The organism is Salinimicrobium gaetbulicola, from assembly GCF_042676025.1.
GTDB lineage: Bacteria > Bacteroidota > Bacteroidia > Flavobacteriales > Flavobacteriaceae > Salinimicrobium > Salinimicrobium gaetbulicola.
This window is the reverse complement of record NZ_JBHTJP010000032.1, coordinates 245,008-271,328: the sequence shown is the minus strand read 5'-3', so window position 1 is coordinate 271,328 and position 26,321 is coordinate 245,008. Positions and strand designations below refer to the sequence as shown.

Annotated in this window: 27 protein-coding genes; 16 read left to right on the top strand and 11 right to left on the bottom strand. The window is 39.9% G+C overall.

The genetic code is table 11. From position 1 onward, the window contains the following. Positions 1–36: 36 nt before the first annotated feature. A complete protein-coding gene (locus tag ACFQ1G_RS02765; RefSeq protein ID WP_380736744.1) occupies positions 37–702 on the top strand; it encodes a uracil-DNA glycosylase in 666 nt (221 codons plus the stop codon). On the opposite strand, the gene ACFQ1G_RS02760 is transcribed toward ACFQ1G_RS02765, so the two are convergent. The 6 genes from ACFQ1G_RS02760 to ACFQ1G_RS02735 all read right to left on the bottom strand — a co-directional run bounded on the left by ACFQ1G_RS02760 (position 703) and on the right by ACFQ1G_RS02735 (position 6,805). Continuing rightward, positions 703–1,554: a substrate-binding domain-containing protein gene (locus tag ACFQ1G_RS02760; protein WP_380736743.1), complete on the bottom strand. Its 852-nt coding sequence runs from the start codon at positions 1,552–1,554 to the stop codon at positions 703–705. Next, positions 1,551–3,599, bottom strand: coding sequence for a polyphosphate kinase 1 (gene ppk1 / locus ACFQ1G_RS02755; RefSeq protein WP_380736742.1), 2,049 nt, complete (start codon positions 3,597–3,599; stop codon positions 1,551–1,553). The genes ACFQ1G_RS02760 and ppk1 overlap by 4 nt, the downstream gene beginning before the upstream one ends. Before the next feature lie 69 nt (positions 3,600–3,668). Then, positions 3,669–4,544: a nucleoside phosphorylase gene (locus ACFQ1G_RS02750; RefSeq protein WP_380736741.1), complete on the bottom strand. Its 876-nt coding sequence runs from the start codon at positions 4,542–4,544 to the stop codon at positions 3,669–3,671. 1 nt (position 4,545) lies between these two features. Further along, a complete protein-coding gene (locus tag ACFQ1G_RS02745) occupies positions 4,546–5,481 on the bottom strand; it encodes a DUF1835 domain-containing protein (protein WP_380736740.1) in 936 nt (311 codons plus the stop codon). Positions 5,482–5,496: 15 nt separating this feature from the next. Continuing rightward, positions 5,497–5,853 carry a translation initiation factor gene (locus ACFQ1G_RS02740; RefSeq protein WP_380736739.1) on the bottom strand — a complete coding sequence of 119 codons (357 nt, stop codon included), beginning with the start codon at positions 5,851–5,853 and terminating at the stop codon, positions 5,497–5,499. A 4-nt stretch (positions 5,854–5,857) separates the two neighbouring features. Beyond that, a complete protein-coding gene (locus tag ACFQ1G_RS02735) occupies positions 5,858–6,805 on the bottom strand; it encodes an isopenicillin N synthase family dioxygenase (protein WP_380738439.1) in 948 nt (315 codons plus the stop codon). A 127-nt stretch (positions 6,806–6,932) separates the two neighbouring features. Between ACFQ1G_RS02735 and ACFQ1G_RS02730 the strand changes: the two genes are divergently transcribed. From ACFQ1G_RS02730 to ACFQ1G_RS02670, 13 genes are all read left to right on the top strand, one after another. Then, positions 6,933–8,942: an alpha-ketoacid dehydrogenase subunit alpha/beta gene (locus tag ACFQ1G_RS02730; RefSeq protein ID WP_380736738.1), complete on the top strand. Its 2,010-nt coding sequence runs from the start codon at positions 6,933–6,935 to the stop codon at positions 8,940–8,942. 130 nt (positions 8,943–9,072) lie between these two features. Next, on the top strand, positions 9,073–9,234 hold the full coding sequence (locus ACFQ1G_RS02725) for a DUF1328 family protein (protein ID WP_029033028.1): 162 nt from the start codon (positions 9,073–9,075) through the stop codon (positions 9,232–9,234). A 79-nt stretch (positions 9,235–9,313) separates the two neighbouring features. Then, positions 9,314–9,790, top strand: coding sequence for a lipocalin (locus tag ACFQ1G_RS02720; protein WP_380736737.1), 477 nt, complete (start codon positions 9,314–9,316; stop codon positions 9,788–9,790). A gap of 18 nt (positions 9,791–9,808) precedes the next feature. Beyond that, entirely contained in the window at positions 9,809–10,501 is a 693-nt protein-coding gene (locus tag ACFQ1G_RS02715; RefSeq protein WP_380736736.1) for an OmpA family protein, read from the top strand. A gap of 63 nt (positions 10,502–10,564) precedes the next feature. After that, positions 10,565–11,683, top strand: coding sequence for an NAD(P)/FAD-dependent oxidoreductase (locus tag ACFQ1G_RS02710; protein ID WP_380736735.1), 1,119 nt, complete (start codon positions 10,565–10,567; stop codon positions 11,681–11,683). Between the two features lie 5 nt (positions 11,684–11,688). Further along, positions 11,689–12,393 carry a methyltransferase domain-containing protein gene (locus tag ACFQ1G_RS02705; RefSeq protein ID WP_380736734.1) on the top strand — a complete coding sequence of 235 codons (705 nt, stop codon included), beginning with the start codon at positions 11,689–11,691 and terminating at the stop codon, positions 12,391–12,393. 9 nt (positions 12,394–12,402) lie between these two features. Further along, the gene (locus ACFQ1G_RS02700; RefSeq protein ID WP_380736733.1) at positions 12,403–13,455 is read left to right on the top strand and encodes a type III polyketide synthase; all 1,053 of its coding nucleotides are present in this window, start codon (positions 12,403–12,405) and stop codon (positions 13,453–13,455) included. After that, on the top strand, positions 13,449–14,243 hold the full coding sequence (locus ACFQ1G_RS02695) for an enoyl-ACP reductase FabI (RefSeq protein ID WP_380736732.1): 795 nt from the start codon (positions 13,449–13,451) through the stop codon (positions 14,241–14,243). Before ACFQ1G_RS02700 ends, ACFQ1G_RS02695 begins: the two co-directional genes overlap by 7 nt. A 12-nt stretch (positions 14,244–14,255) precedes the next feature. Then, positions 14,256–14,693, top strand: coding sequence for a 3-hydroxyacyl-ACP dehydratase FabZ family protein (locus tag ACFQ1G_RS02690; RefSeq protein ID WP_380736731.1), 438 nt, complete (start codon positions 14,256–14,258; stop codon positions 14,691–14,693). Further along, entirely contained in the window at positions 14,686–15,954 is a 1,269-nt protein-coding gene (locus ACFQ1G_RS02685) for a beta-ketoacyl-[acyl-carrier-protein] synthase family protein (RefSeq protein ID WP_380736730.1), read from the top strand. The genes ACFQ1G_RS02690 and ACFQ1G_RS02685 overlap by 8 nt, the downstream gene beginning before the upstream one ends. A 33-nt stretch (positions 15,955–15,987) precedes the next feature. Continuing rightward, on the top strand, positions 15,988–16,248 hold the full coding sequence (locus tag ACFQ1G_RS02680) for a phosphopantetheine-binding protein (RefSeq protein WP_380736729.1): 261 nt from the start codon (positions 15,988–15,990) through the stop codon (positions 16,246–16,248). After that, on the top strand, positions 16,238–16,819 hold the full coding sequence (locus ACFQ1G_RS02675; protein ID WP_380736728.1) for a 4'-phosphopantetheinyl transferase family protein: 582 nt from the start codon (positions 16,238–16,240) through the stop codon (positions 16,817–16,819). Before ACFQ1G_RS02680 ends, ACFQ1G_RS02675 begins: the two co-directional genes overlap by 11 nt. 81 nt (positions 16,820–16,900) lie before the next feature. Then, a complete protein-coding gene (locus tag ACFQ1G_RS02670) occupies positions 16,901–17,608 on the top strand; it encodes a hypothetical protein (protein ID WP_380736727.1) in 708 nt (235 codons plus the stop codon). 204 nt (positions 17,609–17,812) lie between these two features. Here ACFQ1G_RS02670 and ACFQ1G_RS02665 read toward each other — a convergent pair whose 3' ends face one another. Further along, on the bottom strand, positions 17,813–18,382 hold the full coding sequence (locus tag ACFQ1G_RS02665) for a hypothetical protein (protein WP_380736726.1): 570 nt from the start codon (positions 18,380–18,382) through the stop codon (positions 17,813–17,815). Positions 18,383–18,509: 127 nt separating this feature from the next. Here ACFQ1G_RS02665 and ACFQ1G_RS02660 point away from each other — a divergent pair, with 127 nt between their 5' ends. Beyond that, positions 18,510–20,546 carry an aconitate hydratase gene (locus ACFQ1G_RS02660; protein ID WP_380736725.1) on the top strand — a complete coding sequence of 679 codons (2,037 nt, stop codon included), beginning with the start codon at positions 18,510–18,512 and terminating at the stop codon, positions 20,544–20,546. A gap of 37 nt (positions 20,547–20,583) precedes the next feature. Here ACFQ1G_RS02660 and ACFQ1G_RS02655 read toward each other — a convergent pair whose 3' ends face one another. After that, on the bottom strand, positions 20,584–21,498 hold the full coding sequence (locus tag ACFQ1G_RS02655) for a cation diffusion facilitator family transporter (RefSeq protein ID WP_380736724.1): 915 nt from the start codon (positions 21,496–21,498) through the stop codon (positions 20,584–20,586). A 144-nt stretch (positions 21,499–21,642) separates the two neighbouring features. On the opposite strand from ACFQ1G_RS02655, the gene ACFQ1G_RS02650 reads away from it, so the two are divergent. Further along, on the top strand, positions 21,643–22,185 hold the full coding sequence (locus ACFQ1G_RS02650) for a DUF4251 domain-containing protein (RefSeq protein ID WP_380736723.1): 543 nt from the start codon (positions 21,643–21,645) through the stop codon (positions 22,183–22,185). A gap of 318 nt (positions 22,186–22,503) precedes the next feature. Here the strand turns inward: ACFQ1G_RS02650 and ACFQ1G_RS02645 are convergent, their stop codons facing one another. The 3 genes from ACFQ1G_RS02645 to ACFQ1G_RS02635 all read right to left on the bottom strand — a co-directional run bounded on the left by ACFQ1G_RS02645 (position 22,504) and on the right by ACFQ1G_RS02635 (position 26,207). Continuing rightward, positions 22,504–23,682 (bottom strand): acyl-CoA dehydrogenase family protein, encoded by a 1,179-nt coding sequence (locus tag ACFQ1G_RS02645; protein ID WP_380736722.1) that lies wholly within the window; start codon positions 23,680–23,682, stop codon positions 22,504–22,506. A gap of 311 nt (positions 23,683–23,993) precedes the next feature. Continuing rightward, positions 23,994–25,841: an adenylate/guanylate cyclase domain-containing protein gene (locus ACFQ1G_RS02640; RefSeq protein ID WP_380736721.1), complete on the bottom strand. Its 1,848-nt coding sequence runs from the start codon at positions 25,839–25,841 to the stop codon at positions 23,994–23,996. A 3-nt stretch (positions 25,842–25,844) separates the two neighbouring features. Further along, positions 25,845–26,207, bottom strand: coding sequence for a hypothetical protein (locus ACFQ1G_RS02635; RefSeq protein WP_380736720.1), 363 nt, complete (start codon positions 26,205–26,207; stop codon positions 25,845–25,847). Between the last annotated feature and the right edge of the window lie 114 nt (positions 26,208–26,321).

Here is a 26,321-nt window from a genome sequence, read left to right as displayed (position 1 = left end):
TCCCTACTTTTGGGAACCCGCAATTTAATTAATATTATGACGGCCTACCTACCTTCAGATTGGAAAAAAAAGTTAAATGAAGAACTTGAAAAGCCATATTTTAAGGAACTTCTAAGCTTTGTGCAGCACGAATACCTTAATAACGAGTGTTATCCTGAAAAGGAAAACATATTTAAGGCCTTTGAACTTTGCCCTTTTGAAGAGACAAAAGTGGTCATTATTGGACAGGATCCTTACCACGGAAAAGGGCAGGCCCACGGTCTTTGTTTTTCGGTTCAGCCCGATGTGAAAATACCGCCATCTTTAAAGAATATTTACCGGGAACTTAACGAAGACCTTGGGAAACCTATTCCTGATCATGGAAATTTAATTCACTGGGCAGAACAGGGAGTTTTACTCTTAAATGCTACTTTGACAGTGAGAACTGGGGCGGCCGGGTCACATTTCAGGAAGGGCTGGGAGAAATTTACAGATGCAGTGATCCACATACTATCAGAAGAGAAAAAAAATATAGTCTTTCTTTTATGGGGTGGTCCAGCCCAAAAAAAGGGTAGAAAGATCGATGCTTCCAAACATTACATACTTAAAAGCGGGCACCCGTCACCTTTATCAGCGAATCGAGGATATTGGTTTGGTAACAAACATTTCAGTAAGACCAATGATTACCTGAAATCAATAGGAGAAAAGCCTATTGAGTGGTAATTAATAATCTGCCAGAAAGAAAGAGTTAGGTTTCTTTTCTGTGATAAGTCCCAATTCATAGAGCTTCTCCTGCACATTTCCGATCTCGATGACAGAGATTTGCTTTTGACTCCAATCGGTAATCTTAAGCCATTGCTCAATATCTTCTTCTTTTTGATCATAGCGGCTGGCTAATGCGATATCGACTCCGGGAATGTCTTTGAACTTTTCCGTTACCATATTGAGAGTCTCCATCATGCCTTGGACGGAAGCTTTATTTTCTTCTAAAAAGGATTCCCTAACAGCAACCACAAAACATGACCAGGGTGTTGGACAGTCTCCTAACCGACGGAAAGTACCATTGTCAACCAGTGGTTTTGTGGTAAAGTGTTCCCACATGAAATAATCAGCCTTACCAGTACGAAGAGCTTCCACAGCACCGTTAATATCTCCCACTACTTCAAACTGGAGTTTTGAAGTGTCCCATCCCATTTTTTTAGCGTTTACGTAGGCCATAAGATGCGAACCCGAACCATATCTGCTTATAGCGACTTTTTTGTTCTCCAGGTCTTTCAATTCGCGATAATCTGAATGACTATCAACATGGATTCCCCAAATTAACGGGGAAGCAATATATTCCTGAATTATTTTGGCCTTATTTCCATTCAGAATGTCTTTTACGATACCTTCTGTAAGGATTACCGCCGCATCGATCTCTTCATTCCTTAAAGCCTTACACATGGCACCTGTACCATCAGGGAAGTCGCGCCACCGCACATCTAAGTTCCTGGTTTCAAAAGTACCATCTTCAATGGTCAAATGCCATGGTAGATTAAAATGTTCCGGGACACCGCCCACTCGAATCGTTTTCATGAATGGATCTTTTTAAGATAATTATAGATCGCGTATTGTGATCTTATTGCAGGTTCATCATCTTTTCGCTGCACAAACTGATTGCTTTCTTCGGCGTCATGAATCCTGGCTTTGACATTGTCATTGAGCTGCAGGTTTAAAATTTCCTTGAATTCCTTAGCGATATCTTTGTCATAAATAGGAGCGATCACCTCAATTCTTCGGTCAAGGTTACGGGTCATCCAGTCGGCACTTCCAAAGAATATCTCTTCTTTTCCGTCATTTTCGAAAACATAGATCCTTCCGTGTTCAAGGAAACGATCTACAATACTGGTAATATAAATGTTTTCACTCATGCCTTTAACTCCGGGAATAAGGCAGGTAAATCCTCTTACCAGTAACCTGATCTTAACTCCAGCCTCACTGGCTTTGTATAATAATTCGATGATCTCCTTATCTTCGAGGCTGTTCATTTTAGCCGTGATCCCTGAACTCTTCCCAAGTCGCGCATTTTCAATTTCGCGATTGATCATATCACTAAAGGTTTTCCTTGTAGTAAAGGGCGATATCAAAAGGTGTTTGGTACGTGGAATGATCAATTCACCTTCTAAAACCTGGAAAACACGTGCAAGTTCTGCGGTGATCTTTTCATGAGCCGTAAAAATGGCATGATCACAATAGATCTTGGAGGTCTTGCTATTGAAATTTCCGGTTCCAATATATGCGTAGTTCTTAATACTATCATTTTCCTCCCTGGTTACCAACAGAATCTTGGAGTGGACTTTTATCTTCGGAAAGCTGTAAATGACCTCTGCGCCGTGTTCCTCAAATTTCCTACCCCAGTCAATGTTGTTCTTTTCATCAAAACGGGCTTTGGCTTCAATAAAAACCGTTACTTTTTTGCCTTTTTCCAATGCCGAAAGTAGGGCAGTGGTTACTACCGATTCCTCGGCAACTCGATAAATTGAGATCTTGATCTCCTTCACATCCTTATCTTCAGCTGCCTGCTGAAGAAATCGTTCTACATAATCAAATGGCATATATGGAAAATGCACTGAAAGATCCTTTTTAGAGATCTCCTCAAAATAGTCTTTGGAGGTCTCTAAAACCTTATGCTTTATTGAAGGAAGAGGTTCAAAATGTAATTCGGAATTCTTTGTGGGATCGGGAAAGGAGAAAAAATCACTGAAATTGTGATATTTTCCGCCGGGCATCATATCAATCTTACCAAGGTTTAATGTTTTCCTTAAGATCCTTTGATCATCCTTTGGCATATCTGAATCATACAGCAAACGGGTTGGTTGCCCATCTGTACGCTGTTTCAGGGATTCATAGATCTTTTCGGCAAGGATTCCGTCCAGGTCGTCGTCTATATACAATTCTGCATCTCTGGACAGTTTGATCTCGAAAATACCTTCTATTTTATGGTCTGAGAAGATATCAGCCATATTGGCTTTAATTATATCATCCAGAAAGGTGATCTTGTGGTCTTCGGTCTTAGTGGTGAAGTGAATAAACCTGTTACATTCTTCTACCGGGACATTTACGATCCCGAAGTTATCTTCATTTTCAAAGGTCACCATCAGGTATAAAGCGTTGTTCTTCAGGAACAAATCTCCACCATTTTCATATTCCACAAGAACAGGCTTCACACATTCTTTTATCTTATGGAAATATTTCCTGGCGAACTCCTTCTGTTTTTCATCGTAATCCTTTCCATGAACGAGAAAGATCCCTTTTTTTTCCAATTCCGGAATGATCTCCTGAGTATAGACCTTTCCGAATCTATTCTGTTGTTCCTTAACGATCTCCAGGATCTCCTTTACGGTCTTGCTGGGTTTTAAAGCAAGCTTTTTACGGATGCTTTTTTTGACCCTTTTCATCTGGCGCAATTGCGAAACCCGAACCCTGAAATATTCGTCCAGGTTCATGGAGAAAATTGCCAGAAACTTCAATCTTTCATATAGGGGAGTGGAAGGATCCTGTGCCTCCTGTAGTACTCTTTCATTAAAACTTAACCAATTTAGATCACGGTGCCTTGTTTGTATATCTTCAGGCTTCAGCATAGAGCGGTATTTACTCAAAAATACAAATATGAAGTACTCCTGATTTTAATATTCTGTTAAATGAAATCTTTAAAACGTGGCGATCTTTTCCAAAGTGTATTTGATAGTGTTGTCTACAGCCTTGGCTCCGTCCTTAGTGAAATTACCGGTAGCACGGTTCGCGATAATAGCGTTTACCGATAAGGCTTTGTGACCCAATAATTTACTTAGTCCGTAGATGGCAGAAGTTTCCATTTCCAGGTTGGTGATCCTCTTTCCTTTAAAGCTGAAAGAGTTGATCTTGTCCTTCATGGAGTTGTCATAAAGAGGCAATCTCAACACCCGGCCTTGCGGTGCATAGAATCCAACATTTGAACCTGTGAAGCCTTCATAAACTTCAGAAGAATTGAAATGAGAGGCCAATGAAGCATCAGATTCAATCACATAAGGTTTGCTGTTTCGTGGGTTTATTTGAAGGTGCTCTTCCAGGGCCTTATTGAAATCCTGTAACTGAATTTCTTCACTTTGGTAGAAATGCATCACAGTATCAAACCCAACTCCCAGGTTACTTATCACGATAGAATCTACAGGAATATCTTCCTGGATAGAACCTGATGTCCCAACACGAATTATATTAAGACTGGTCTTCTCTTCTTTGATCTGGCGGGTTTCAAAATCAATATTTACAAGTGCATCAAGTTCGTTCAATACAATGTCAATATTATCTGTTCCAATTCCGGTAGAAAGAACGCTGATCCTCTTTCCCTTGTAAGTACCGGTTTGTGTATGGAATTCTCTTTTTTGAACTTTATGTTCTATAGTGTCAAAATACTGGGTGATCTTATCGACCCTGTTTTGATCGCCGACAAGTATTACGGTTTCGGCTATTTGTTCAGGACGTAAATTAAGATGGTAGATACTTCCGTCCTCGTTCAGAATTAATTCTGAAGCTGCTAAATGATTCATATTATAATTTTAGTAGGTCATGACCGGCGGCGTCATACAGGAAATCATATTTCCCAACGCCCCCCAAGTGTTCTTGGTCTTTTAATTTTTGGTAGTAATTTTTGGAGCCTTCCAGGGCATTATGCCCCTCCTGGTTCAGGATAACTCCATCTTCACTTACGGTGTAAAAATCCTGGAGTTTATCGATCACGCGTTGCATTTGTGCAGCCACATAACCATAATACCCCTGGTATTTGAGGGCATAGCCCAGTAAATGATGAACAGAGGTGATCTGGTGCTGATCGATCAATTTCAAAACATTTCTTTCCAGGCTATTGAGGCCGGTTTCCGCATTGGGAAATCTCTCGATATGCGCTCGGATACTGCTGGCAAGATATTCAAAATTGGTGGTCTTGGTAATTTCCGAAATCAGTCTCTTTGGGTTCTTACCGCAGTAAAGGTCCCAGATGAATTCGGCGGTATACACGTCCTCATCGGTAAGTGGGATCCTGTTTTCGTAATGTTTTTCCAGGTGCTCTTCTGAAAGTTCGGAAAGTGGAATCATTTCCAGTTCTCCTTCTAATTTTCTGCTACAAACCAGGGACATTGGATAATCCTTTTTATGCTGCCCCAAAAAAGCTATCAATGCCAGCATGTTCATATGAGAAAAGAGATCGAACTCAAACCAGAGAACGATCTCGTCATATGTGTTGATTGCTGCAAGCTTATTAAGTTCTGAAATGAATTTTTCCCGGTATTCTTCAGATGAGATACCGTAATTTGATTTCAGAAATTTTTGACGAAGATCAAAAAACTCATCACTGCCAACTTCTCTGCAAGTTGGTCCTTCACATAACATTTCCCGCCATGTGATAATATCACCGGAAAGGTTTAATTCCCCTATTTTTTCAGACAGGTCATCTCCATTGGCGATATGCAATAAGTTTTTCTCTTCCATAAACTGTAAGTTGGTTTAACCTCCAACGCGTTTTACGTTGTATCCTTTTTCTGTAAGATAGGTCATTACTTTATCCCTTACATCGCCCTGAATTATGATCTCACCGTCTTTCACTGATCCTCCGACTCCGCATTTTTTCTTGAGTTCTTTCCCAAGGCTATTCAGGTCGTCGTCGGTTCCTTCAAAACCTTTAACCACGGTTACTGTCTTGCCTGCACGGCCTTTTGAGCTATAATGGGCTTCCAGTCTTTGTTCCGAAGGTTTTAAAGTTTCCTGTCGGTCACCATCGGAATATTGATCAGGGTCGAAATCATTATCTGTAGAAAAAACAAATCCACCCAGATCTTCAAGTCCAAGTTTTTTCTTAGCCATAAGCTTATTTTTTAAGCCCTATCTCAACTAAACGTTGGTGAAGGAATTCTCCAGCTGTAATATCTGGATATGCTTTTGGGTGATCTGCATCAATACATTCCTCAAGGCAATTCAACGGCATCTCGCTGCGTGGGTGCATAAAGAAAGGAATTGAATACCTTGGGGTGCTCCATTGCTCTTTTGGCGGATTCACTACTCGGTGAATTGTAGAGCGGAGTTTATTATTTGTGTGACGCTCTAACATGTCTCCAACATTGATCACCAGTTCATCCTCTTGCGGGATAGCATCGATCCATTCCCCATCTTTTCTCAATACCTGAAGACCTCCTGTAGAAGCTCCCATTAATAGAGTAATAAGGTTAATGTCACCATGAGCTCCTGCACGTACGGCACCTTTAGGCTCTTCGGTAATTGGAGGGTAGTGGATAGGTCTCAAGATACTGTTCCCATTACTGGCCCAATGGTCAAAATAGTGCTCATCAATTCCAATATATAAAGCAAGAGCTCTAAGCACATAAATACCGGTCTTTTCAAGCATCCTGTAGGCTTCCATTCCAATATGGTTGAAATCCTTCAGTTCATCTACATGTACATTTGGAGGATATTCTTCGGTTAGATTTGCATCTGCAGTAGGCTCCTGTCCAAAATGGAAGAATTCCTTAAGGTCCCCTTCTTTTTTTCCTTTGGCATGCTCTTTTCCGAAGGAAATATAACCGCGTTGACCAGCAAGACCCTCGATCTCGTATTTTTCCTTTACTTCTAACGGAAGTTCAAAAAAGGCTTTTACTTCTTTATAGAGTTCTTCTACCAGTTCATCACTTAAAAAGTGGTTTTTCAAAGCTACAAAACCTATCTCTTCGTAAGCCTTTCCAATTTCATTTACAAACTTCTGCTTTCTTTGCGGGTCATCAGACAGAAAATCTGCCAAGTTCACGCTAGGAATATTATTCATTTCCATAACTGCTTTATTTATTACAAAGCAAAGTTAAATAATTTCTTAAGAGTTGTGCGCGGATTATGGATTTCTTAATACACAGGAAACCTATTTTAAGTACATTTGAAGAAGAAATTTTTGTTTTATGGAAGTAGAAATGTCTCAAAAAGCTCAAAATATATCTTATAACACCAAAGGTTTAAATGCTGAAGTACTCCTGGATCTTTACCGGTCCATGCTTAAACCTAGAATGATCGAAGAGAAAATGCTGGTACTGTTGCGGCAGGGTAAGATCTCAAAGTGGTTTAGCGGAATAGGACAGGAAGCAATCTCTATAGGGGTTACAAAATCCCTTTTAGAGGAAGAATACATTTTACCCATGCACCGAAACCTGGGTGTATTCACAAGTCGTAATATTCCTCTTTACAGGTTGTTTAGCCAATGGCAGGGAAAAGCTTCCGGATTTACCAAAGGCAGGGATCGTAGCTTTCACTTTGGAACACAGGAATTTAAGATCGTTGGAATGATCTCCCATTTGGGTCCGCAATTGGGTGTGGCCGACGGGATTGCCCTTGCGCATAAACTTAAGAAAGAGAATAACATCACCGCTGTGTTTACCGGAGAAGGAGGTACCAGTGAAGGCGATTTTCATGAAGCTCTGAATGTGGCGTCTGTCTGGGATCTTCCGGTGTTATTTTGTGTTGAAAATAATGGCTATGGTCTATCCACGCCAACTTCAGAACAATTCAGATGTGAAAATATTGCCGATCGCGCTAAAGGCTACGGAATGGAATCTGTGATCATCGACGGAAATAACATTTTGGAGGTGTACAATACGATCTCTGAACTGGCTCAGGACATGAGAAAAAATCCGCGGCCAGTTCTGGTCGAATTTAAGACCTTCAGAATGCGCGGTCATGAGGAAGCCAGCGGTACTAAATATGTACCGGATGAGCTCATGGAGGAATGGGCTAAAAAAGATCCCATCGATAATTATCGCCAATTCCTCTTTTCTGAAGGGATACTTTCCGAAGAGATCGAGGATGCGTACAGACAGGAAATTAAGACTGAAATTAATGAAGACCTGAAAAAAGCGAATTTAGAAGCTTCGATCGAATTCGATGAAAGCACAGAATTAGGTGACGTATACCATGCTTTTGAATATCAGGAGTTTTATCCCGGAGAGACTTCAAAAGAGCTTAGGATGATTGATGCCATTTCTGAAGGATTGAAACAATCTATGCAACGCCATCAAGACCTTGTTTTAATGGGACAGGATATCGCTGAATATGGAGGAGTTTTCAAGATCACCGAAGGTTTTGTAGAAGAATTCGGGAAGTCGAGAGTTAGAAATACGCCAATTTGTGAATCTTCGATCGTAGAAACTGCAATGGGCTTATCTATAAAAGGCATGAAATCTATGGTCGAAATGCAGTTTGCCGATTTTGTTAGTTCAGGGTTCAATCCAGTTGTGAACTACCTGGCAAAGGTGCATTACCGATGGAACCAAAAGGCCGATGTGGTAATACGTATGCCTTGCGGAGCTGGGGTAGGTGCAGGTCCTTTCCATAGCCAAACTAATGAAGCTTGGTTTACCAAGACTCCGGGCTTAAAAGTGGTTTATCCGGCGTTTCCTTATGATGCAAAAGGATTGCTGAACACCGCTTTCAATGATCCGAATCCGGTGTTGTTTTTTGAACATAAGGCATTATATAGAAGCATACGTCAGGAAGTGCCTGAAAATTATTTTACCATTCCTTTTGGCAAAGCTGCATTAATGAAGGAGGGAAATGATGTTACCATAATCAGTTTTGGGGCAGCCGTGCATTGGGCTCTAAAAACTCTTGAGGAGAATCCTGAAATAGATGCCGATCTACTGGATCTTCGCAGCCTTCAGCCTCTGGATAAAGAGGCAATGTTTAGATCGGTCAAAAAGACCGGAAAAGTGATCATTCTTCAGGAGGATTCCGTCTTTGGTGGTATTGGTTCAGATATTGCAGCCATGATCAATGAGGAGTGTTTTGAATATCTTGATGCACCCGTGAAACGAGTGGGAAGTTTGGAGACGCCTGTTCCTTTTGCGAAAGCCCTGGAAGACGGGTATTTGCCGAAGAGCCGGTTCTCAGCGATTCTACAGGATTTATTGCAGTATTAAGAAAAATTTAAGCCTAATTCAAAGTTGTTGGTAATCCTTTACAAAAAGATTGTTAAATTATTAATAATCTTTTGTCTGGCGGAAACTCGAAATGTAATTTAGAGTAACTAATCACTAAAAACTTTGTATTATGATACGTCTGATCGTAATTTTTCTGATCATTGCTATTATTGCGGCCATTTTTGGTTTCGGTGGAATTGCCGAAGGAGCCGCAGATATTGCACAGATCATTTTCTACATTTTCCTTGTCCTACTTGTTATAGCCTTAATTAGCCGACTATTCAGAAGATAATTGTAGAAAGACCTTATCCAATGTTGGCTTTACTAAGTAGGACCGGCATTGGATTTTTTTTAAATCCTAAATCAAAAAAATGAAAAAAATTGCCTTAATGTTATTTATGCTGGGAGCCCTGGTTTCCTGTGGTACCAGCGCAGTAGTAAAAGAAGCAAATGCCACGATGAAAGGAGACTGGGTATTAAGTAGTATTACTTATCCCGGAAATGAAACTGCTTTCAAAGTGACTTTGTTCAATGATGTTTCTTCAGAATGTCTTGAAAACAGTAGTTGGAAATTTGTGTCCAATAATAATACTGGTTCATACGTTCTCTCTGGGATGAACTGCGGAAATGAAACGAGATTTTTCAGGTGGTCCATTAAAGAAGTGAACGCTGAAGCAGGAAACTATGATTTTATGCTGAAACCAACAGATGAAGATTATAAATCAGCTACAGATCAAGGTTTCAGAATTAATCTTACAAACCTTGATGGAAACCAGATGGTCTGGGAGCAAACTATAACTTTTGAAGGAGAGCCCTTTACAATCAGAATGAACTTTTATAAACAATAGAATAATAAATTGAAAACAATGAGAACATCGATTAACAGAATATTTGCCGTATTAATTGCTTCAACCATGTTATTTGGTTGTGAAGCGACCAAGAATGCAAGTAACAAACAAAAAGGAGCCGTAATTGGAGCTGCCGGAGGAGCCGTGGTTGGTGGAGTAGTAGGTAACCAGGTTGGTGAAGGTAATACTGCACTGGGAGCCATTATTGGCGGTGTAGTTGGTGGAGCAGCTGGAGCTTACATTGGCGACCGCATGGATAAACAAGCCCAAAGAATAGAAGAAGAGATCCCGGGAGCTGAAGTGGAAAGAGTAGGAGAAGGGATCAACGTTACCTTTGATGAAAAAAGCGGTGTGTATTTCGCCACCGAAAAGTATAATATCGAAGGACAATCCAGAGAGGCCTTGCTGAAATTAGCAGGTATCTTTAAGGAATATCCTAATACTAATATCCTTGTGGAAGGTCATACAGACAGTACCGGAAGTGATGCTTATAACCTGACTCTTTCAAAAAACAGAGCTCAGGCAGTGACCAACTTTTTGGTGAATGAAGGTATTTCCTCAGGAAGGATCACCACTAAATGGTATGGTGAAAGCCAGCCGAAATATGACAACTCTACTGTTGAAGGCCGTGCCAAAAACAGAAGGGTAGAGCTTGCGATCGTAGCTAATGAAGAACTGATCGAAGAAGCTAAACAAAAAACTGGAGAATAAGTTGTTGTTGGTAATCATTAAAGCCCGGTTCGCCGGGTTTTTTTGTACCCTAATATAAAACTGATGAACCAAAAAGAGGTCATAATCATTGGAGGTGGATTAGCAGGATTGACAGCAGCTATACATTTGGCCAAAAATGATCTTTTTGTCACTCTTTTTGAAAAGGAAACTTATCCGCATCACAAGGTGTGCGGAGAATATTTGTCAAGGGAGGTGTTGCCATATATGGAAAGTTTAGAAATTCCGGTTTTAGAGCATAACCCAAAGATGATTGACAAACTCTTTTTTTCAACCCACAACGGTAAATACTTAGAAAATTCTCTGGCCCTTGGAGGTTTAGGCATCAGTAGGTATGCACTGGATACTATCTTATATAGAAAGGCAAAGGAACAAGGAGTGGTTTTCAAACATGAAAAGGTTCATTCAATTTCTTATAACGATGACCTTCATGAAATCCAAACTTCAGAAGGAACCTATAAGGCGTCGTATGTTTTGGGTGCATATGGGAAAAGAGCCGTTCTGGATAATGATTTAGGCCGGGAATTCTTTAGAAAACCTTCCCCGTGGGTGGCAGTTAAAAGCCATTATCATCATGAATCATTTCCCGAATATCTCGTAGCCTTACATAGTTTCAAAGGAGGTTATTGCGGTTTGTCAAAAACAGAGAACGAGGCAGTAAACGTTTGCTACTTGGCTACTTATGAAAGCTTTAAACAACACAAAAACCCCGAAATCTTTAAGGAATCTGTACTCCAGAGAAATCCCTTTTTAGACAGGTTCTTTACCGAGGCGGAGGATCTTTTTGACAAACCTTTGACGATCGCACAGGTTAGCTTCAGTCAAAAGAGCCTGGTAGAAGACCATGTAATTATGCTTGGAGATGCCGCAGGGTTGATCCATCCTTTATGCGGAAACGGAATGGCCATGGCTATTCACAGTGCCAAAATCGCTTCTGAATCTTTGCTGAAACACCTTCAGTTAAAAACAGATCGAAAAGATCTTGAAAGAGAATATGTCGCTGCCTGGAAAACTCAATTCCACAGAAGAATGATGGTGGGGAAATGGCTTCAGAAGATATTATTAAATGAATCATTCACCTCAATATCTCAATCAATCATTACAAAAATGCCGTTCTTATTACCGGCTATCATTAAGCAAACCCATGGTCATGCCATAAATTGAATCCTATGAACACCAAAATACGTAGTAGCCAACGCGAGATCATGGATGATTTTGAACTTCAGGGAAAAGAACTTAAAAAGACCCTTGAAGACCTTGATAAGGTGAATAAATGGCTGGGTGGAAATAAGGTGACCCTTGAAGGAGTAGAGAAGGTGCTTAAAAGTGCGTGTTATGCCCAGCCCGTTTCGATCATGGATGTGGGCTGCGGAAATGGCAGCCTGTTAAAAGAAGTTGCGGAATACGGGCGAAAAAATGGTATTAAAATGCGGCTTTTAGGGATCGATGCAAATCATCACGCCGTAGAGCTGGCCAGGAAGAATACAATAGATTTTCCTGAAATAACCTTTCAGGCTTTAGATATCTTTTCGGAACAGTTTCGGGCTCAAAAAGTTGATCTAATTTTATGTAACTTGACCTTACATCATTTTACAGATGCTGAGATAAAACAGATTCTGCGGAATTTTGTGAAAAATGCTATGATGGGAATAGTGATCAACGATCTTCATAGGACCAGGATCGCTTATTATCTTTTTAAGGCGTTCTGTACTGTTTTTATTGATAATGAGATCGCCAGGAAAGACGGACTTACTTCTATTCTTAGAAGCTTTAAGAAAAAGGATCTTATAGAATACGGTAGAGATCTCAATGTACGGGATCAAATGATCACCTGGAAATGGGCTTTTAGATACCAATGGATACTTTTAAAATAGAATGATCGTATGAGTGTAAAAGTTAATACTGTAGCCACCCAAAACCCGAAATTTACCCGGCAAACTTCAGAAGTGATTCCATATGTGGAAACCTGGCTCGAAGGTCAGGAGAAGCGTTTTCAAAGAAAGGTCGTCAAAATTTTTGAGGGAGCCGCGGTTGACAAAAGGTATTCAATAATGGACCCTGAAGAGGTTTTTACAGCTACTTCTTTTGAAGAAAAAAACGCGATCTATTCCAGGGAGGTTAAGAAATTGGGCAAAAAGGTACTTCAAAAAGCACTAAATAAGGCCGGTTGGGAAGCAGATTCTATAGATTATATTATCACTGTTAGTTGCACAGGGATCATGATCCCTTCTTTAGATGCTTACCTTGTTAACTCCCTTGAAATGCGACAGGATATAGTGAGATTACCTGTAACTGAAATGGGATGCGCTGCAGGAATTTCAGGAATGATCTATGCTAACCGATTCCTGAAAACCGAAATAGGTAAACGTGCTGCAGTTATCGCTGTAGAAAGCCCTACCGCTACCTTACAACTGAATGATTTTTCTATGGCCAATATGGTGAGTGCTGCTATTTTTGGTGACGGCGCGGCCTGTGTGTTGCTTTCTTCGGAAGAAGATGCCCCAGGGCCCGAAATAATAGGAGAAGGCATGTATCATTTTTTTAATTCCGAAAATATGATGGGGTTTGAACTTTCCAATTCCGGTTTAAAAATGGTGCTGGCTCCTGAAGTCCCACAAACCATAGCAGATCATTTTCCACACATCGTCCATCCTTTCCTCAAAGAACACGGCAGTAGTATTGAAAAGCTCCAGCATTTGATCTTTCATCCCGGCGGAAAGAAAATAGTGCAAACTGTTGAGGATCTTTTTGGTAACTTAGGAAAGAATATAGATGATACGAAGGAAATCCTTCGGTTATTCGGGAATATGAGCAGCGCGACGGTACTGTATGTCCTAGAGCGGTTCTTGGAGAAAGACATTGCGGAAGGAGAACAAGGTCTCATGTTAAGCTTTGGGCCCGGATTTTCTGCACAAAAAATATTGTTAGAATGGTAAAAGACTTTGAAAATTCAGATTATTGGGGCCTTATTCTGGGCGGAAGTAGTGGCCTGGGATTCGCTTCAGCAAAGAAACTTGCCACGCACGGCATGAATATTATTATCGTTCACAGGGATCGCAAAGATGACCTGCCGGAGATCAAGGAATCTTTTTCCAAGATCAAGGAGCTTGGCGTCAAGATCCACACTTTTAATGTCGACGCCACCCGAAAGGATAAAAGAGAGGAAATGGCTCATGAAATTAAAGCCCTTCTGGGCGAAAAAGGGAAAATAAGAACACTTTTGCACAGCATTTCCAAAGGGAATTTAAAATCGATGTTAGGTAAAGAACCAACTCTTAGAAACGATGATTTTCAGCAAACAATAGATGCAATGGCAATCAGTCTTTATGACTGGACCAAATTGATCTATAACGAGGAGTTGTTCGCAAAAGATGCAAGAATACTTTCTTTTACCAGTGAAGGGAATACAAAGGCATGGAAGGATTACGCGGCCGTTTCTGCTGCAAAAGTTGCTTTAGAAGCTATCACTCGCAGTATAGCCCTGGAGTTTGCTCCCAAAGGTATCAGGGCGAACTGCATCCAGGCCGGGGTTACCGTTACCCGGTCCTTTCAAATGATTCCAGGATATGAAACCTTAAGGGAACATGCCATTAAAAGAAATCCGTTTAAAAGATTGACCACGCCTGCAGATGTAGCGAACGCAGTATATTTATTAAGCAAGGATGAAGCAAGTTGGATCACCGGTACCGTGATCCCGGTCAATGGCGGGGAACATTTAAAATAAACCAGATCTTATATGGAACCTACTGAGATCATTCAAAAATTACCTTTTTCTTATCCCTTTTTGTTCGTAGATGACCTGGAAGAAATTCATGAAAATGGAATTAAGGGCCATTATACTTTTTCTGAAAGTTCTTTTTATTACCAGGGTCATTTTAAGGATAACCCGGTAACGCCCGGGGTGATCCTGACAGAGTGTATGGCACAGATAGGGGTCGTATCTCTGGGTATCTATCTTTTGAAGGAACAGGATCTCGGCAAATTTCAAATTGCCATGAGCAATGTGGATATTGATTTTTTTCTCCCCGTTTTTCCGGGGGAAAAAGTCACGGTAACTTCAGAAAAAGAGTATTTCAGGTTCGATAAATTGAAGTGTAAAGTCCAGATGCGTAATGAAGAAGGCAAACTGGTATGTAAAGGTGAAATTTCAGGAATGATAAAGGCCAATGAGTAGGAGGGTAGTGATAACAGGGATGGGCGTGGCAGCACCTAATGGGGTGGGGCTTTCCGAGTTTGAAAATTCCCTGCGGAATGGTATTAGCGGAATTAAATTCCAGCCCGGGCTGAAGGCACTGAACTTTAGCTGCCAGATTGCCGGGGAGCCCCAAATAACCGATGCTCATTTGGAAAACTGTTTTACTTCCCTGGAATTGCGCGGACTTCGGTCTACCGGAATAATCTATGGAGTTTTGGCCGGTCTCGAAGCGTGGAGCGATGCAGAAATACCGCTTGACACTGAAGAAACAGACTGGGATAGTGGGATCATCTTTGGAGCTGGAACCCTGGGAGTAGAAAAATTCAGGGAAGCCATTCATTTAATTGACGAAGGGAAGACCCGCAGGTTAGGAAGCACCGCTGTTATTCAAACCATGTCCAGCGGGGTGAGCGCCTATTTGAATTCTAAAATAGGCTGTGGAAATATAGTTACCACCAACTCTTCAGCATGTACAACCGGAACAGAAGCTGTTCTAATGGCCTATGAACGCATTAAATCAGGAAAGGCTGACAGGATACTTTCAGGAAGTTGTAGTGACAGCGGGCCTTATGTATGGGGTGGTTTTGAAGCTTTGAGGATCCTTCCGCATCAATATAATGAAAACCCAGGAGCTGGTTCCAGACCAATGAGTGCTTCGGCCGCCGGATTTGTGCCTGGAAGTGGAGCAGGAGCAATGGTTTTGGAAGACCTGGAATCTGCTCAGAAAAGAGGAGCCAAGATCTATGCCGAAGTCCTGGGAGGACACCTCAATAGTGGCGGGCAACGGCAGGGTGGGAGTATGACGGCACCAAATTCAGAAGGGGTTAGAAATTGCATAACAAAAGCTGTTCAGGATTCGGGAATAAAGCCTTCAGAAATTGAAACTATTAACGGTCATTTGACAGCCACCCAAATGGATCCCACCGAAATAATGAATTGGAGCAAGGCTTTGGATTTAAAAGGACACGAATTTCCTGTTATAAATAGTTTAAAAAGTCTGACAGGTCACTGCCTTAGTGCTTCCGGAAGTATAGAGTGTGTAGCTTCGGTACTACAGATCAATAAGAATTTCATTTTCGGGAATCTTAACTGTGAAGATCTTCATCCTGAAATTGAAAAAGTGATCACCAGAGAAAAAGTTCCGGTGACTTCATTAGAGCGAAGTGTCAATACCGTAGTGAAAGCGAGTTTTGGATTTGGTGATGTGAACGCGGTAGTTGTATTTAGAAAATTTGAATAGTATCTTTAATAGCCCTTTAAATCAAATTAATACATGGAAACAAGAGAAATTATTTATTGTTTGAAAAAGATCGTTCAACCATACGTTCAAAATGACCTCGCTTTACAGGATTTTGATGGAAACACGAATTTCATCAAGGACCTTGAGATCAATTCGGCTCACCTGGTAGATATCGTCCTGGATGTAGAAGATGAATTCAATATAGCTATTGATAATGACTCTATGGACAAAATGGTCACGGTAGACGATGCGGTTAATATTATAAAATCTAAGCAGGAGGAGAGTGATAGGTAATGACATAATTGATCTTTCCTTAGCCGGTCGCGAAAGTAACTGGGAACGAAAAGGATTCCTCGAAAAGGTGTTTTCAAGGGAAGAACAAGTTATGGTCCTTACAGCTCAAAACAGCGGTCAGATGGTTTGGTTGCTGTGGAGTTTTAAAGAAGCGGCCTACAAGGCTCATCAACGCTTATATGGGCATCCGCCTATTTTGAATTGGCTTCGGCAAAAATGCAAGCTTACCTCCCTTACCAAATTTTCAGCTTCCGGTGAAGTGAATATCAATGGTAAAAACTATTTTACTTCTTCCTTGATCACTTCAGAATACATTCATACTACGGCAGCAAAAGACAATAAGACACCTCTTCAAAATGTGCTTTTTGAAGGTCCTTCCGAAGGAGCTAAAAAGCAACTTCTTAAACAAATCAGCGATCATTTTTCAGTTCACTATTCAAAACTTTCATTTCATAGCAACAAGCTTGGGATCCCTTATATACAGTACAAAAACAAATCTTTCTTCACAGATTTTTCTTTCAGTGACCACGGGAGATACAGTGGTTTTTCGGTGTCGTTAAGAATCTCCTAAATACAGGTTAAACACTCCTAAAAGCTTTGGGCAGGTTTTGGGGTGGTCGTATATTTAATTTGAACCGAAAAATCACATTACATGAAGTCAGTAGATAAGAAAGAAGTAATAAGCAGCCAGTCGGCCGAATTTATTCAACAAGGAGAAGAAGGGAAGTTCTTGAAGATGATCTCCGATACATTCATTATTAAAATGGAAAATGGTGCGCAGGGCTATGCTATCAGGCACCTGAATGGAAAAGACTTTATATTGATTGACACCGTTGGAAAAGGGGCGCAAAAAGGAGTGAAACATCTCGTGGAAGAAGGCTATAAGATCAACGCTATCCTAGTCACCAACAAGGAGGCCATGAGAAATACTTATGATACTCTCAAGACAATTTCTGAAGATGCAGGGGGAGCTCCGATCTTCTCACATCCTATGAACGTAAATGATTCCAGTTTCCCGGTTAAGGATATTACCTCTAAAAACAAGATTTTCGACCATTTCTCAATAGAATTGGATGATTTTCCATCTGCTTCTGGTGAAAATACCGTGATCTTTACTGACATTAATGAGGGGATGGTATTCGCGGCCAACAGTGCTACGGGTGCTTCTTATGACGAGGATGGATATAAGGTAAAACTTACCGATGCCGGCAGCGAAAATAAAAATTCAAGCCTGGCTGAAGCCTGGAGGACATATACCAGGGAGTTCAGGTACTTTTTTCCTTATAAAGGAAAACCTGTTTTCAACCTGGAAGAGGGTGAACAAACAGATTTCATTCTGAGGTTGGGTAATAATAAATAATACAGCAGGATATAAGCCCCTATCTTTTTTCTTTTAAAATCTCCGGAAACCTGTAAATAATATTTCCGGGTATTTTAATGGATATACGAACAGGATTATCCCTGAAGTAATTTCGCGTTGACTTCGGTCTTTTAGTTTCTTCGGAAATGTTTGAGGAGAACCCCGGCCAGCGGCCAGGAAATTGCTTTTCGGATAGTCCTTTTTTTATTTAAATCTTTTCGATGCATCCCTGGGTTCCGGTTCTTCAGAATCATTTTGTTTGTCATCCTGTTCTACCAAAGGGTGATCTGTTCTTCTAAAACCAATGATCTGAATGACATTTTCGATGGTACCGTATAGTAAAGTTATCACCGTTATAAATGCTCCACCAAGAAGTGCAGCCATACCAAGGCTAATATAATAGATGGTTGAAAACCAGGAGGCAGGCAGTTCTTTAGACTCTGTTATAGGTAAATTCAACAATAAAAAAGTAATGACCGTAGCGATGATCAGGACCGTATCTGTTCGGGCTACCATAAGAACGTGCTTGTAATGTGCTTTGGAAAGTTTTGATTCCGCAGACCGGCTTAAACTTATTAAGGTAAGCATTAAGGCCAAAATGGTTGAGGAGCCCAGAATAATGGTGTTACAAAGCATATTAACTCCAGACAAGGAAGAGGATAACAAGGCTCTTGCTTCATATCCTGAAACCTCACCTAAAATAAAAGTTCCCGCCCACATTATAACAGCCGAAATGGATCCGCCAAGGATAGCTCGTTTTTTAATTATGGTCATAGATCTCCTTGAAATTGGTTAGTGTCCTGAAATTAGAAGTTTCCATTTTAAATTAGGCTAAGATATTGTTAAACCAACCTGCATTCTGTCTGAATTTTGATAAATTATTGAAAACAAATAACATAAGATGTCACAATTAAACGTAACTCAGAAATTAATAAAAGAGCATTTATTGAGCGGGGAGATGGTTCCCGGAAAAGAAATAGGGATCAAGATAGACCAGGCGTTGCTTCAGGATGCTACAGGAACCCTTGTTCAATTGGAACTGGAAGCAATGGGCCTTGACAAAGCTAAGACAGAAGTGGCTGTACAATATGTAGATCATAACCTGTTGCAAACAGATTTTAAAAATGCCGATGATCACGCATTTTTATTATCGGCTTCACAACGCTTCGGACTGTGGTACAGTCGACCAGGAAACGGAGTAAGTCACCCGGTACATATGGAGCGTTTTGGGAAACCCGGAAAAACCATGGTTGGTTCAGATAGTCATACCCCGGCAGCCGGTTCCCTGGGAATGCTAGCCATTGGTACCGGTGGTTTGGACGTGGCTGCAGCAATCGCAGGACAACCTTATTTTGTGAAAATGCCACAGGTTATGGGAGTTAAACTTACCGGAAAGTTACCTGATTGGGTAAGCGCAAAAGATGTGATCCTGGAGATGCTTCGGCGATATGACGTAAAAGGAGGAGTAGGGAAGGTCATTGAATATTATGGCCCCGGATTAAAGGAATTGAGCGCTATGGACAGACATGTTATTGCCAACATGGGAGCCGAACTTGGTGCCACTTCAACCGTTTTCCCCAGTGATGAAGAAACCCGGAAATTTCTCAAAAGTCAGAAAAGAGAAGAAGATTGGACGGAATTATTAGCAGATGAAGGCTGTTCCTATGATCTGGAAGATGAAATAATTCTGGATGATCTGGTTCCTTTAATAGCCTTACCAACCAGCCCGGGAAATGTAGTTCCTGTAAGTGAAGTCGCCGGAAAGGAAATAGGGCAGGTTGTGATTGGATCATCTGCCAACCCCGGAGTAAGGGATTTTTGGATAGCCGGTGCTATCGTAGAAGGGAAAGCTACTAAAGAAGAAGTGTCTTTTGATATTAACCCAACTTCACGCCAGGTTATTCAAAATTTGATCGCCAATAAAGCATTTGCAAACCTGATCACTGCGGGAGCTCGTTTTCACCAATCCGGATGTATGGGATGTATAGGAATGGGACAGGCTCCGGCATCAGATACCATCAGTTTAAGGACCATGCCACGTAATTTTCCAAGTAGGTCGGGTACAGAAGATGACCAGGTTTACCTATGTAGTCCAGAGACGGCAGCTGCTTCAGCATTAACAGGGAAGATCACTGATCCCAGAGATCTTGAGAAACTGTATGATATGAAGTATCCAAAATATGAGTATCCTGAAACCGAACTCATTAATTCCATGATGTTAGTTAAACCGCCAGAGGATGGTTCTAAAGTAGAATTAAAAAAGGGACCAAACATCAAATCATTGCCATATATTGATCCGCTCCATGATTGTTACGATGTACCCGTACTTTTAAAAATGGGAGATAATATTTCTACCGATGAGATCCTGAGAGCAGGAGCAGAGGTACTACCTTTCAGAAGTAACCTTCCCGAGATCAGTAAATTCTCTTTTTCCGTAATTGATGATTCTTTTTATGACAGGGCTCAAAAGGCGAAAGATAATTACGGTGGTCATATTGTGGTTGCAAAAGATAATTATGCGCAGGGTTCAAGTAGGGAACATGCGGCTTTAGCACCAAAATACCTGGGACAGGTAGCGGTTATCGCAAATTCTTATGCGAGGATCGCCTGGCAGAACCTTGTAAACTTCGGAATTTTACCATTGGAGTTCATAGATATTGCTGATTATGAGAAAATAGATCAAGGGGACGAGGTGCACTTTAAGAACTTAAGAGAAGATATAACTAACCGAAATAATATAAAAGTGCTCATTCAAAAGAAAGATGATCCTAAGAAATGTATAGAAATCGAAACAAAGCATTCCTTAAGTGACCGGCAAATACAGATTCTTTTAAAAGGTGGGATTATCAATGAATTCAAAGAACAATTAAAGAATAAAGAAGTCAATGCTGTTGACAAGAATACAGTTACCGGAAACGAACGGGAACAAATAAAGTAATTTTGAAGTATCAAAGGCCGGTAATTACCGGCCTTTTTTAGACTGCGAGATCTGTGGTTTGTATATAAACCTGCTGTATCTTAGGATGTTTATGTTTTATTTCTAAACGCAAACTCTCCATGGTTCTTTCAGCCTGTTCCAGGTTTAGATTATCTATAAGGTCTATCTCAACAACAAGAAGAATATTATTGGGTCCAAAATGCATTGTTTGAGGCAAATTCCAATCCTTAATATTTATGTTCTTTGAAAGGATCTTTTCTATTTCAGATATGGTCTCGGGAGTAGCACTTTCACCCAGTAATAATCCCTTACTTTCTCTGGCTAGGAAAGTTGCTACGCTTAGAAGCAATAGGCCAATTACTACAGAAGCCATACCGTCTATATACGGATTATTAAGTTGCTGAGAAAGGAACACCCCTAATAAGGCTATGGCAAGTCCCATTAACGCAGCGGTATCTTCAATAATAACGGCAAAAGTAGCCGCATCCTTACTTTTTATAATATTCCGAACCAGGTTACGTTTATTTTTTCTTGATTTATTGAAGGCTTTCAGGGCAAGATATAAAGCGGTTCCTTCAAAAAGAATGGCAGCGGTTAAAACAGCATAGTTCCAGGTCGGATCCTGGATCACGTGAGGATCCTGTATAGCGTGAATACCTTCATATAAGGCAAATCCACCACCGAGTGCGAAGATCAGCACACTAACAACAAAACTCCAAAAATATACCTCCTTACCATATCCAAAAGGGTGCATTTTGTCAGGCTTTTGTTTAGATCTCTTTATACCCAGTAGGAGCAGTAGACCGTTCCCGGTATCAACCAAAGAGTGAATTCCCTCAGCCATCATAGCAGAACTGCCCGTAAAACTTGCTGCGATGAATTTACTAATCGCGATTAAAGTATTTGCTCCTATTGCTCCATAAATTGCAATGTTAGATCCACCTGCTGCCATAAAATTAGTTTTTATTGAAATTACAATTTTTAAAGAGAAACAGGCTTGTGGAGTTTATGTTTATGAAGGATTTAATATCCTGTATAAATCAAATAGTTTTATGTCTTTTTGATATTTTGTATCTTAATTAGAAAATTAAAAGTTATGATAAGGCTCAGAATGAAAAGGTGTGAGTGGCTGAAATACAGCGGGTTATTGTCTATTATACTGTTGGTTTTAACCATCTCCTGCGCTACACAACAAAACTTGAGAGGGGAGTCTCCTGATAATTTTGAAGAGCTGAAAGCCCTGGTTAATTCAGGGGACTATGAAATTGAGAACCAATGGGCTGTGCCTTTGAATGGAAGTATGATCGATCTGATTGGTAATACGAACCGAATTCGGTTTGAAGCCGACAGTATCAAAATATATCTCCCGTATTTTGGTGTTAAGCATTCCGGAGTTGATTATGGAGGACGTGATGGTGGAATTAAATATGAGGGAACTGTAGAAGACCTGGATATTCAAGAAGATCCTGTCAAAGAAAGAATTAATATTGAATTTAAAGTGTCTAAGGATAATGAGAGTTTTGATTTCAGGATTGTCCTTTTTTCAAATGGGAACGCGAATACCAGCGTAAACAGTTCTGCCCGTAATTCAATTTCATATAGAGGTATTGTGAGAAGCTTACCAGAGAATAAGAAATAGAATTCATATTCTTTGAGCTTATTTTACACAGGTATGATTCTTTAGAATGGATTATTCTTGAAAAGAATTTTATTTTGAGCAAATATACCCGGGAAGGGAGGTTATAGAATTCTGTTTGCAAAGGTAATCTTATCGGTGGTGGGTGTTTTCTTAAATATTCTATTTTACATAATATAAATTATAGTGCAAACATGATATATAGTAAAATGGTGATTAGAACAATTTCTGTTCTCATTTACATAAATATAGATATAGTCTTCTTAGATCTACGTTACGTGGTTATGCAGAATTAAATGTACAAGTAGTTTAATTCCTGCTTTATTTTTTTCTATTAGCTTTCATTTGTTGAAACAATTCTTTGAACAAACCGCGGGCAATCAACAACTTCATTATTTCATTGCTTCCGGCATAAATTCTGGCAACTCTGTTATCTGCATACATTCGGGCAATTGGATAATCCCACATATAACCATAACCTCCAAATAGCTGTAAGCATTCATCTACTACCTTACTGTGCATTTCTGTTGCTGAATATTTCGCCATTGAAGCACTTTCGGCAGTTAGTTGATGTTCTGATAATAACAATGTACAGCGATCTAAAAAGGCCTGGTGAAGCTGTAATTGTGTAGCACATTCGGCAAGTTTAAATTGTGTGTTTTGGAAACCGGCTATCGGTTGTTTAAAAGCGGTTCGTGTAGAAGTGTATTCAACCGTATTTTCTATAGCTCCTTCTGCACCCCCAATAGCATTCAGCGCAACGATTAAACGCTCCCTGGCCAATTCTTTCATCATAATTTTAAAACCGGATCCTTCTTCTCCTAATAAATTTTCTTTCGGAACTTTTACATTATCGAAAAACAATTCACTGGTATCCTGGGCTTTCATCCCTATTTTTTTGAGGGGTTTTCCCTTTTCAAAACCTTCAGAATCACTTTCTATTATTAATAAAGACACGCCTTCTTTCTCTGTTCCTTTCCCGATTTTGACAGCTACTATTGACATATCACTCATATAACCATTTGTGATGAAGGTTTTCTGTCCATTCACCAAATAATGATCACCCTTGTCTACTGCCGCTGTTGTGATAGCCTGAAGATCACTACCACAGTTTGGCTCCGTCATACCAAGGGAAGTAATCATCTCTCCGGCAGCCATGGCAGGTAGATACTTTTGCTTCTGAGCTTCTGTACCATACTTTAAGATATATGGAGCAACAACATCTGAATGTAATGAAAAACCTGGTCCTGTAACTCCCTTTTTCGCCAGTTCTTCAATGAACAAAGCGCTAAAACTGAAATCCAAACCACCGCCGCCATAGGCCTCAGGCATATCGATACATAGCAAACCCAATTCTCCGGCTCGCAACCAGATTTCTCGGTTAACCATACCGTTTTTTTCCCATTCTTCTGTTTGATCCAGGATCTCATTATTGATGAAATCCCGGATCATCTTTTGCATCATTTTATGTTCTTCTGATGCGTATATTTCGCGTTCCAATAAAACATTTTTTAGCATATAACCTGATCCTTTGATTTATTAATTTTTAATAAAATTCCATTATCATTAAAGGTAGCTATAAATCCTATTTATTAAACATTTCCGCTAAAATGCAATCTACAGGCAATTTCAGGATCATTTTTGGCCAAGGGTATTACATTTCATTTTGAGGGGAATTTTTGAGAATAGAAAAATAAAAATTGAAGTAGTTTTTGGTATTAAAAGAAGGTCTCTAAAAAGGTCTTTTAATTAAAGGGACCGGCCTATTGGTCCCAGAGTCTCCTGAGGGGTGTCCGGGTATACATTAACTTTCATGCCGTTATTGGGCTTTGGATACTATGGCTTTCATCCTTTTTTATTTCAATCCCACTAACATAATACATCTTCATCATTCCTTTATTCTTAGCTTTTATTTCTCCTCGATAATCACATTGACAATGATCCCTAATTAATTCAAATGTGTTTTCTGAAATATTGACCCGCCCGGTACCACAATTTGATTCCATTCGTGAGGCAATATTTACAGTGTCACCCCAGATATCATACACGAATTTCTTTTTCCCAACCACCCCGGCTACCACCGGACCTGAACTGATACCAATTCTTATATCGAATTTTAGAATATTTCTTTCCACATTTTGTTTGGCACGGCTTACAAATTCTACCATTTCAAGTGCTGCCAGTACTACATTCAATGCGTGATCTCTTATAGGAAACGGCAAACCTCCGGCACACATATATGCGTCCCCAACGGTTTTTATCTTTTCCAATCCATATTTATCTATAATATCATCAAAATTGGAAAAATAGTAATCCACACTTTCTACCAATTCTTCGGGAGTTGCGGTCTCGGCATACATGGTGAAATCCTTAAAATCAGTGAACAAGACTGTGACAGATTCAAATCTTTTCGATTTTACCTTTCCATATTCTTTTAATTCCTGAGCGGTCTCTTCCGGAAGAATATTCCTTAGTAAAAGATCTGAGCGTTTTTTTTCCTTTTCAATAACTCTCTTGGTCCTATTTACAAATTTATTACGCCGATATAATCCCAGGGCAATAAGTGAAAGAAGAAATAAGGCTACTGCAATGGCCAATACTATTATATTTTGTGTTCTTTTTTGCTGTGCCAGTAAGTCTACTTCTGCCTGTTTCTGGGACACTTCAGAATCAGCACGTAATTCGGCCATTTGCTGGACAGTTTGCACATTTGTTATACTGTCTCTATATGTGATATGGTCTTTGAAAAAGTTGTAGGCTTTCTCATAATTTCCTGCCTGTGAACTAAGATTTGCCAAAAGCAGATTTGATTCACTTATTTGATCTTTCAAACCATTAGAGATGGCCAAATCCAAACTGCGTTCAGCATAAGAAAATGAGGTTGGTAAATCATTTTGTTTCGCGTAGATATCTGCCATATATCTTAGAAAAACAGAGATGGGGTAATAATCTTTTAGTTCCTCCAGGATTGCTATGGATTCATTTATATTATTTTTCGCCAATTCATGTTTTCCCTGCTCTGCATACACCATTCCCACATTGCCTAAATTGTATGCAATTCCCAATGGATAATTTATCTCTTTAAAAATCAGGCCCGATTCTTCAAAATATTCTAAAGCCTTCGCATAATCTTTATTAGTAAAAGCAGCATCACCCGCATTTAATAAGCCTGAAGCTAAGGTGACTGAATCATTTGTGGTGCGTAATATGCCTATTGCTTTCTTATAATATTGTTGTGAGGTCGTAGAATTTCCCGACATATTATAAGTATCGGCAATGGATACCATCAAGGCCCCAATTCCTTTAGGCTCACCTATCTTGTAAGCTAATTCCAGGCTTTGAAAGAAGGCTTCAAGCGCTTTGGCATAATCACCTTTTAACTGAAGGGCATTCCCTTTCTGTAAATATCCGCTGTGAAGGAAATTCAACAGTGAATCTTCAGCGGCTTTTTTAATCAGTAATTCCGCATATTCAAGTCTTAAGTCAGGATTGACCTCTTTTTCTGTTTTTTCTTTCAGGATAACTAATTCTTCCAGATCATTATCCGAAGAAATTTGATTAATAAGCTCATTGACCCGTTCCCTATTCTGGGAGGCTGCTGAAAAAAATAAAAAGTAAAACAGGCCCGTAATCAAACAGGCCTTTTTCCATTTAAACATATATTAATTTTTCATTTGAAGGACCGGATCATCTTTATATTCCTCATTACCTATGGTATACTTTATTTTATAGGTTTCTCTTTTTCCAATGCCAGGTGAAGTAGACTTTACTGTAGCAGACCAAGTACCATCAGTATTTTGATGGGGATGAATTGATAAAAGATCATGAGGGGAATTTGATTTTTTCTTTACCAGGGTAAGTGCAGTTAAACCACTGTTAGTATCTAGTTCCCACACTACCGTGTCATTTGTATCGACAAGGGTAGTTAATTGGTCATTTCCAGGATTGTGCCCCTCGCTATCCCTTAATTTAATTTGAGTGGAATTTGAATTTAACCTGCTCACGTAAATCGTTCTTTGTGCCATTTTTTTAAATTTTTATCAATAATTCTATTTTGGATCGGTGATCCGGATATTATGGACTTGGGAGGAAATGGAGGGAGTAAAAAGAAATTAAATAGATCGCATCGCTTTTTAAAC

Coding starts and splice junctions, on each gene's coding strand:
- ACFQ1G_RS02740 (WP_380736739.1), bottom strand. CDS start 5,853: ATGGCTAAGAAAAAACTTGGACTTGAAGATCTGGGTGGATTTGTTTTT.
- ACFQ1G_RS02730 (WP_380736738.1), top strand. CDS start 6,933: ATGGAAGTAGAAATGTCTCAAAAAGCTCAAAATATATCTTATAACACC.
- ACFQ1G_RS02700 (WP_380736733.1), top strand. CDS start 12,403: ATGAGTGTAAAAGTTAATACTGTAGCCACCCAAAACCCGAAATTTACC.
- ppk1 (WP_380736742.1), bottom strand. CDS start 3,599: ATGCTGAAGCCTGAAGATATACAAACAAGGCACCGTGATCTAAATTGG.
- ACFQ1G_RS02635 (WP_380736720.1), bottom strand. CDS start 26,207: ATGGCACAAAGAACGATTTACGTGAGCAGGTTAAATTCAAATTCCACT.
- ACFQ1G_RS02660 (WP_380736725.1), top strand. CDS start 18,510: ATGTCACAATTAAACGTAACTCAGAAATTAATAAAAGAGCATTTATTG.
- ACFQ1G_RS02685 (WP_380736730.1), top strand. CDS start 14,686: ATGAGTAGGAGGGTAGTGATAACAGGGATGGGCGTGGCAGCACCTAAT.
- ACFQ1G_RS02655 (WP_380736724.1), bottom strand. CDS start 21,498: ATGGCAGCAGGTGGATCTAACATTGCAATTTATGGAGCAATAGGAGCA.
- ACFQ1G_RS02705 (WP_380736734.1), top strand. CDS start 11,689: ATGAACACCAAAATACGTAGTAGCCAACGCGAGATCATGGATGATTTT.
- ACFQ1G_RS02760 (WP_380736743.1), bottom strand. CDS start 1,554: ATGAAAACGATTCGAGTGGGCGGTGTCCCGGAACATTTTAATCTACCA.
- ACFQ1G_RS02745 (WP_380736740.1), bottom strand. CDS start 5,481: ATGGAAGAGAAAAACTTATTGCATATCGCCAATGGAGATGACCTGTCT.
- ACFQ1G_RS02680 (WP_380736729.1), top strand. CDS start 15,988: ATGGAAACAAGAGAAATTATTTATTGTTTGAAAAAGATCGTTCAACCA.
- ACFQ1G_RS02640 (WP_380736721.1), bottom strand. CDS start 25,841: ATGTTTAAATGGAAAAAGGCCTGTTTGATTACGGGCCTGTTTTACTTT.
- ACFQ1G_RS02735 (WP_380738439.1), bottom strand. CDS start 6,805: ATGAATAATATTCCTAGCGTGAACTTGGCAGATTTTCTGTCTGATGAC.
- ACFQ1G_RS02670 (WP_380736727.1), top strand. CDS start 16,901: ATGAAGTCAGTAGATAAGAAAGAAGTAATAAGCAGCCAGTCGGCCGAA.
- ACFQ1G_RS02765 (WP_380736744.1), top strand. CDS start 37: ATGACGGCCTACCTACCTTCAGATTGGAAAAAAAAGTTAAATGAAGAA.
- ACFQ1G_RS02715 (WP_380736736.1), top strand. CDS start 9,809: ATGAGAACATCGATTAACAGAATATTTGCCGTATTAATTGCTTCAACC.
- ACFQ1G_RS02690 (WP_380736731.1), top strand. CDS start 14,256: ATGGAACCTACTGAGATCATTCAAAAATTACCTTTTTCTTATCCCTTT.
- ACFQ1G_RS02665 (WP_380736726.1), bottom strand. CDS start 18,382: ATGACCATAATTAAAAAACGAGCTATCCTTGGCGGATCCATTTCGGCT.
- ACFQ1G_RS02720 (WP_380736737.1), top strand. CDS start 9,314: ATGAAAAAAATTGCCTTAATGTTATTTATGCTGGGAGCCCTGGTTTCC.
- ACFQ1G_RS02725 (WP_029033028.1), top strand. CDS start 9,073: ATGATACGTCTGATCGTAATTTTTCTGATCATTGCTATTATTGCGGCC.
- ACFQ1G_RS02710 (WP_380736735.1), top strand. CDS start 10,565: ATGAACCAAAAAGAGGTCATAATCATTGGAGGTGGATTAGCAGGATTG.
- ACFQ1G_RS02695 (WP_380736732.1), top strand. CDS start 13,449: ATGGTAAAAGACTTTGAAAATTCAGATTATTGGGGCCTTATTCTGGGC.
- ACFQ1G_RS02650 (WP_380736723.1), top strand. CDS start 21,643: ATGATAAGGCTCAGAATGAAAAGGTGTGAGTGGCTGAAATACAGCGGG.
- ACFQ1G_RS02750 (WP_380736741.1), bottom strand. CDS start 4,544: ATGAATCATTTAGCAGCTTCAGAATTAATTCTGAACGAGGACGGAAGT.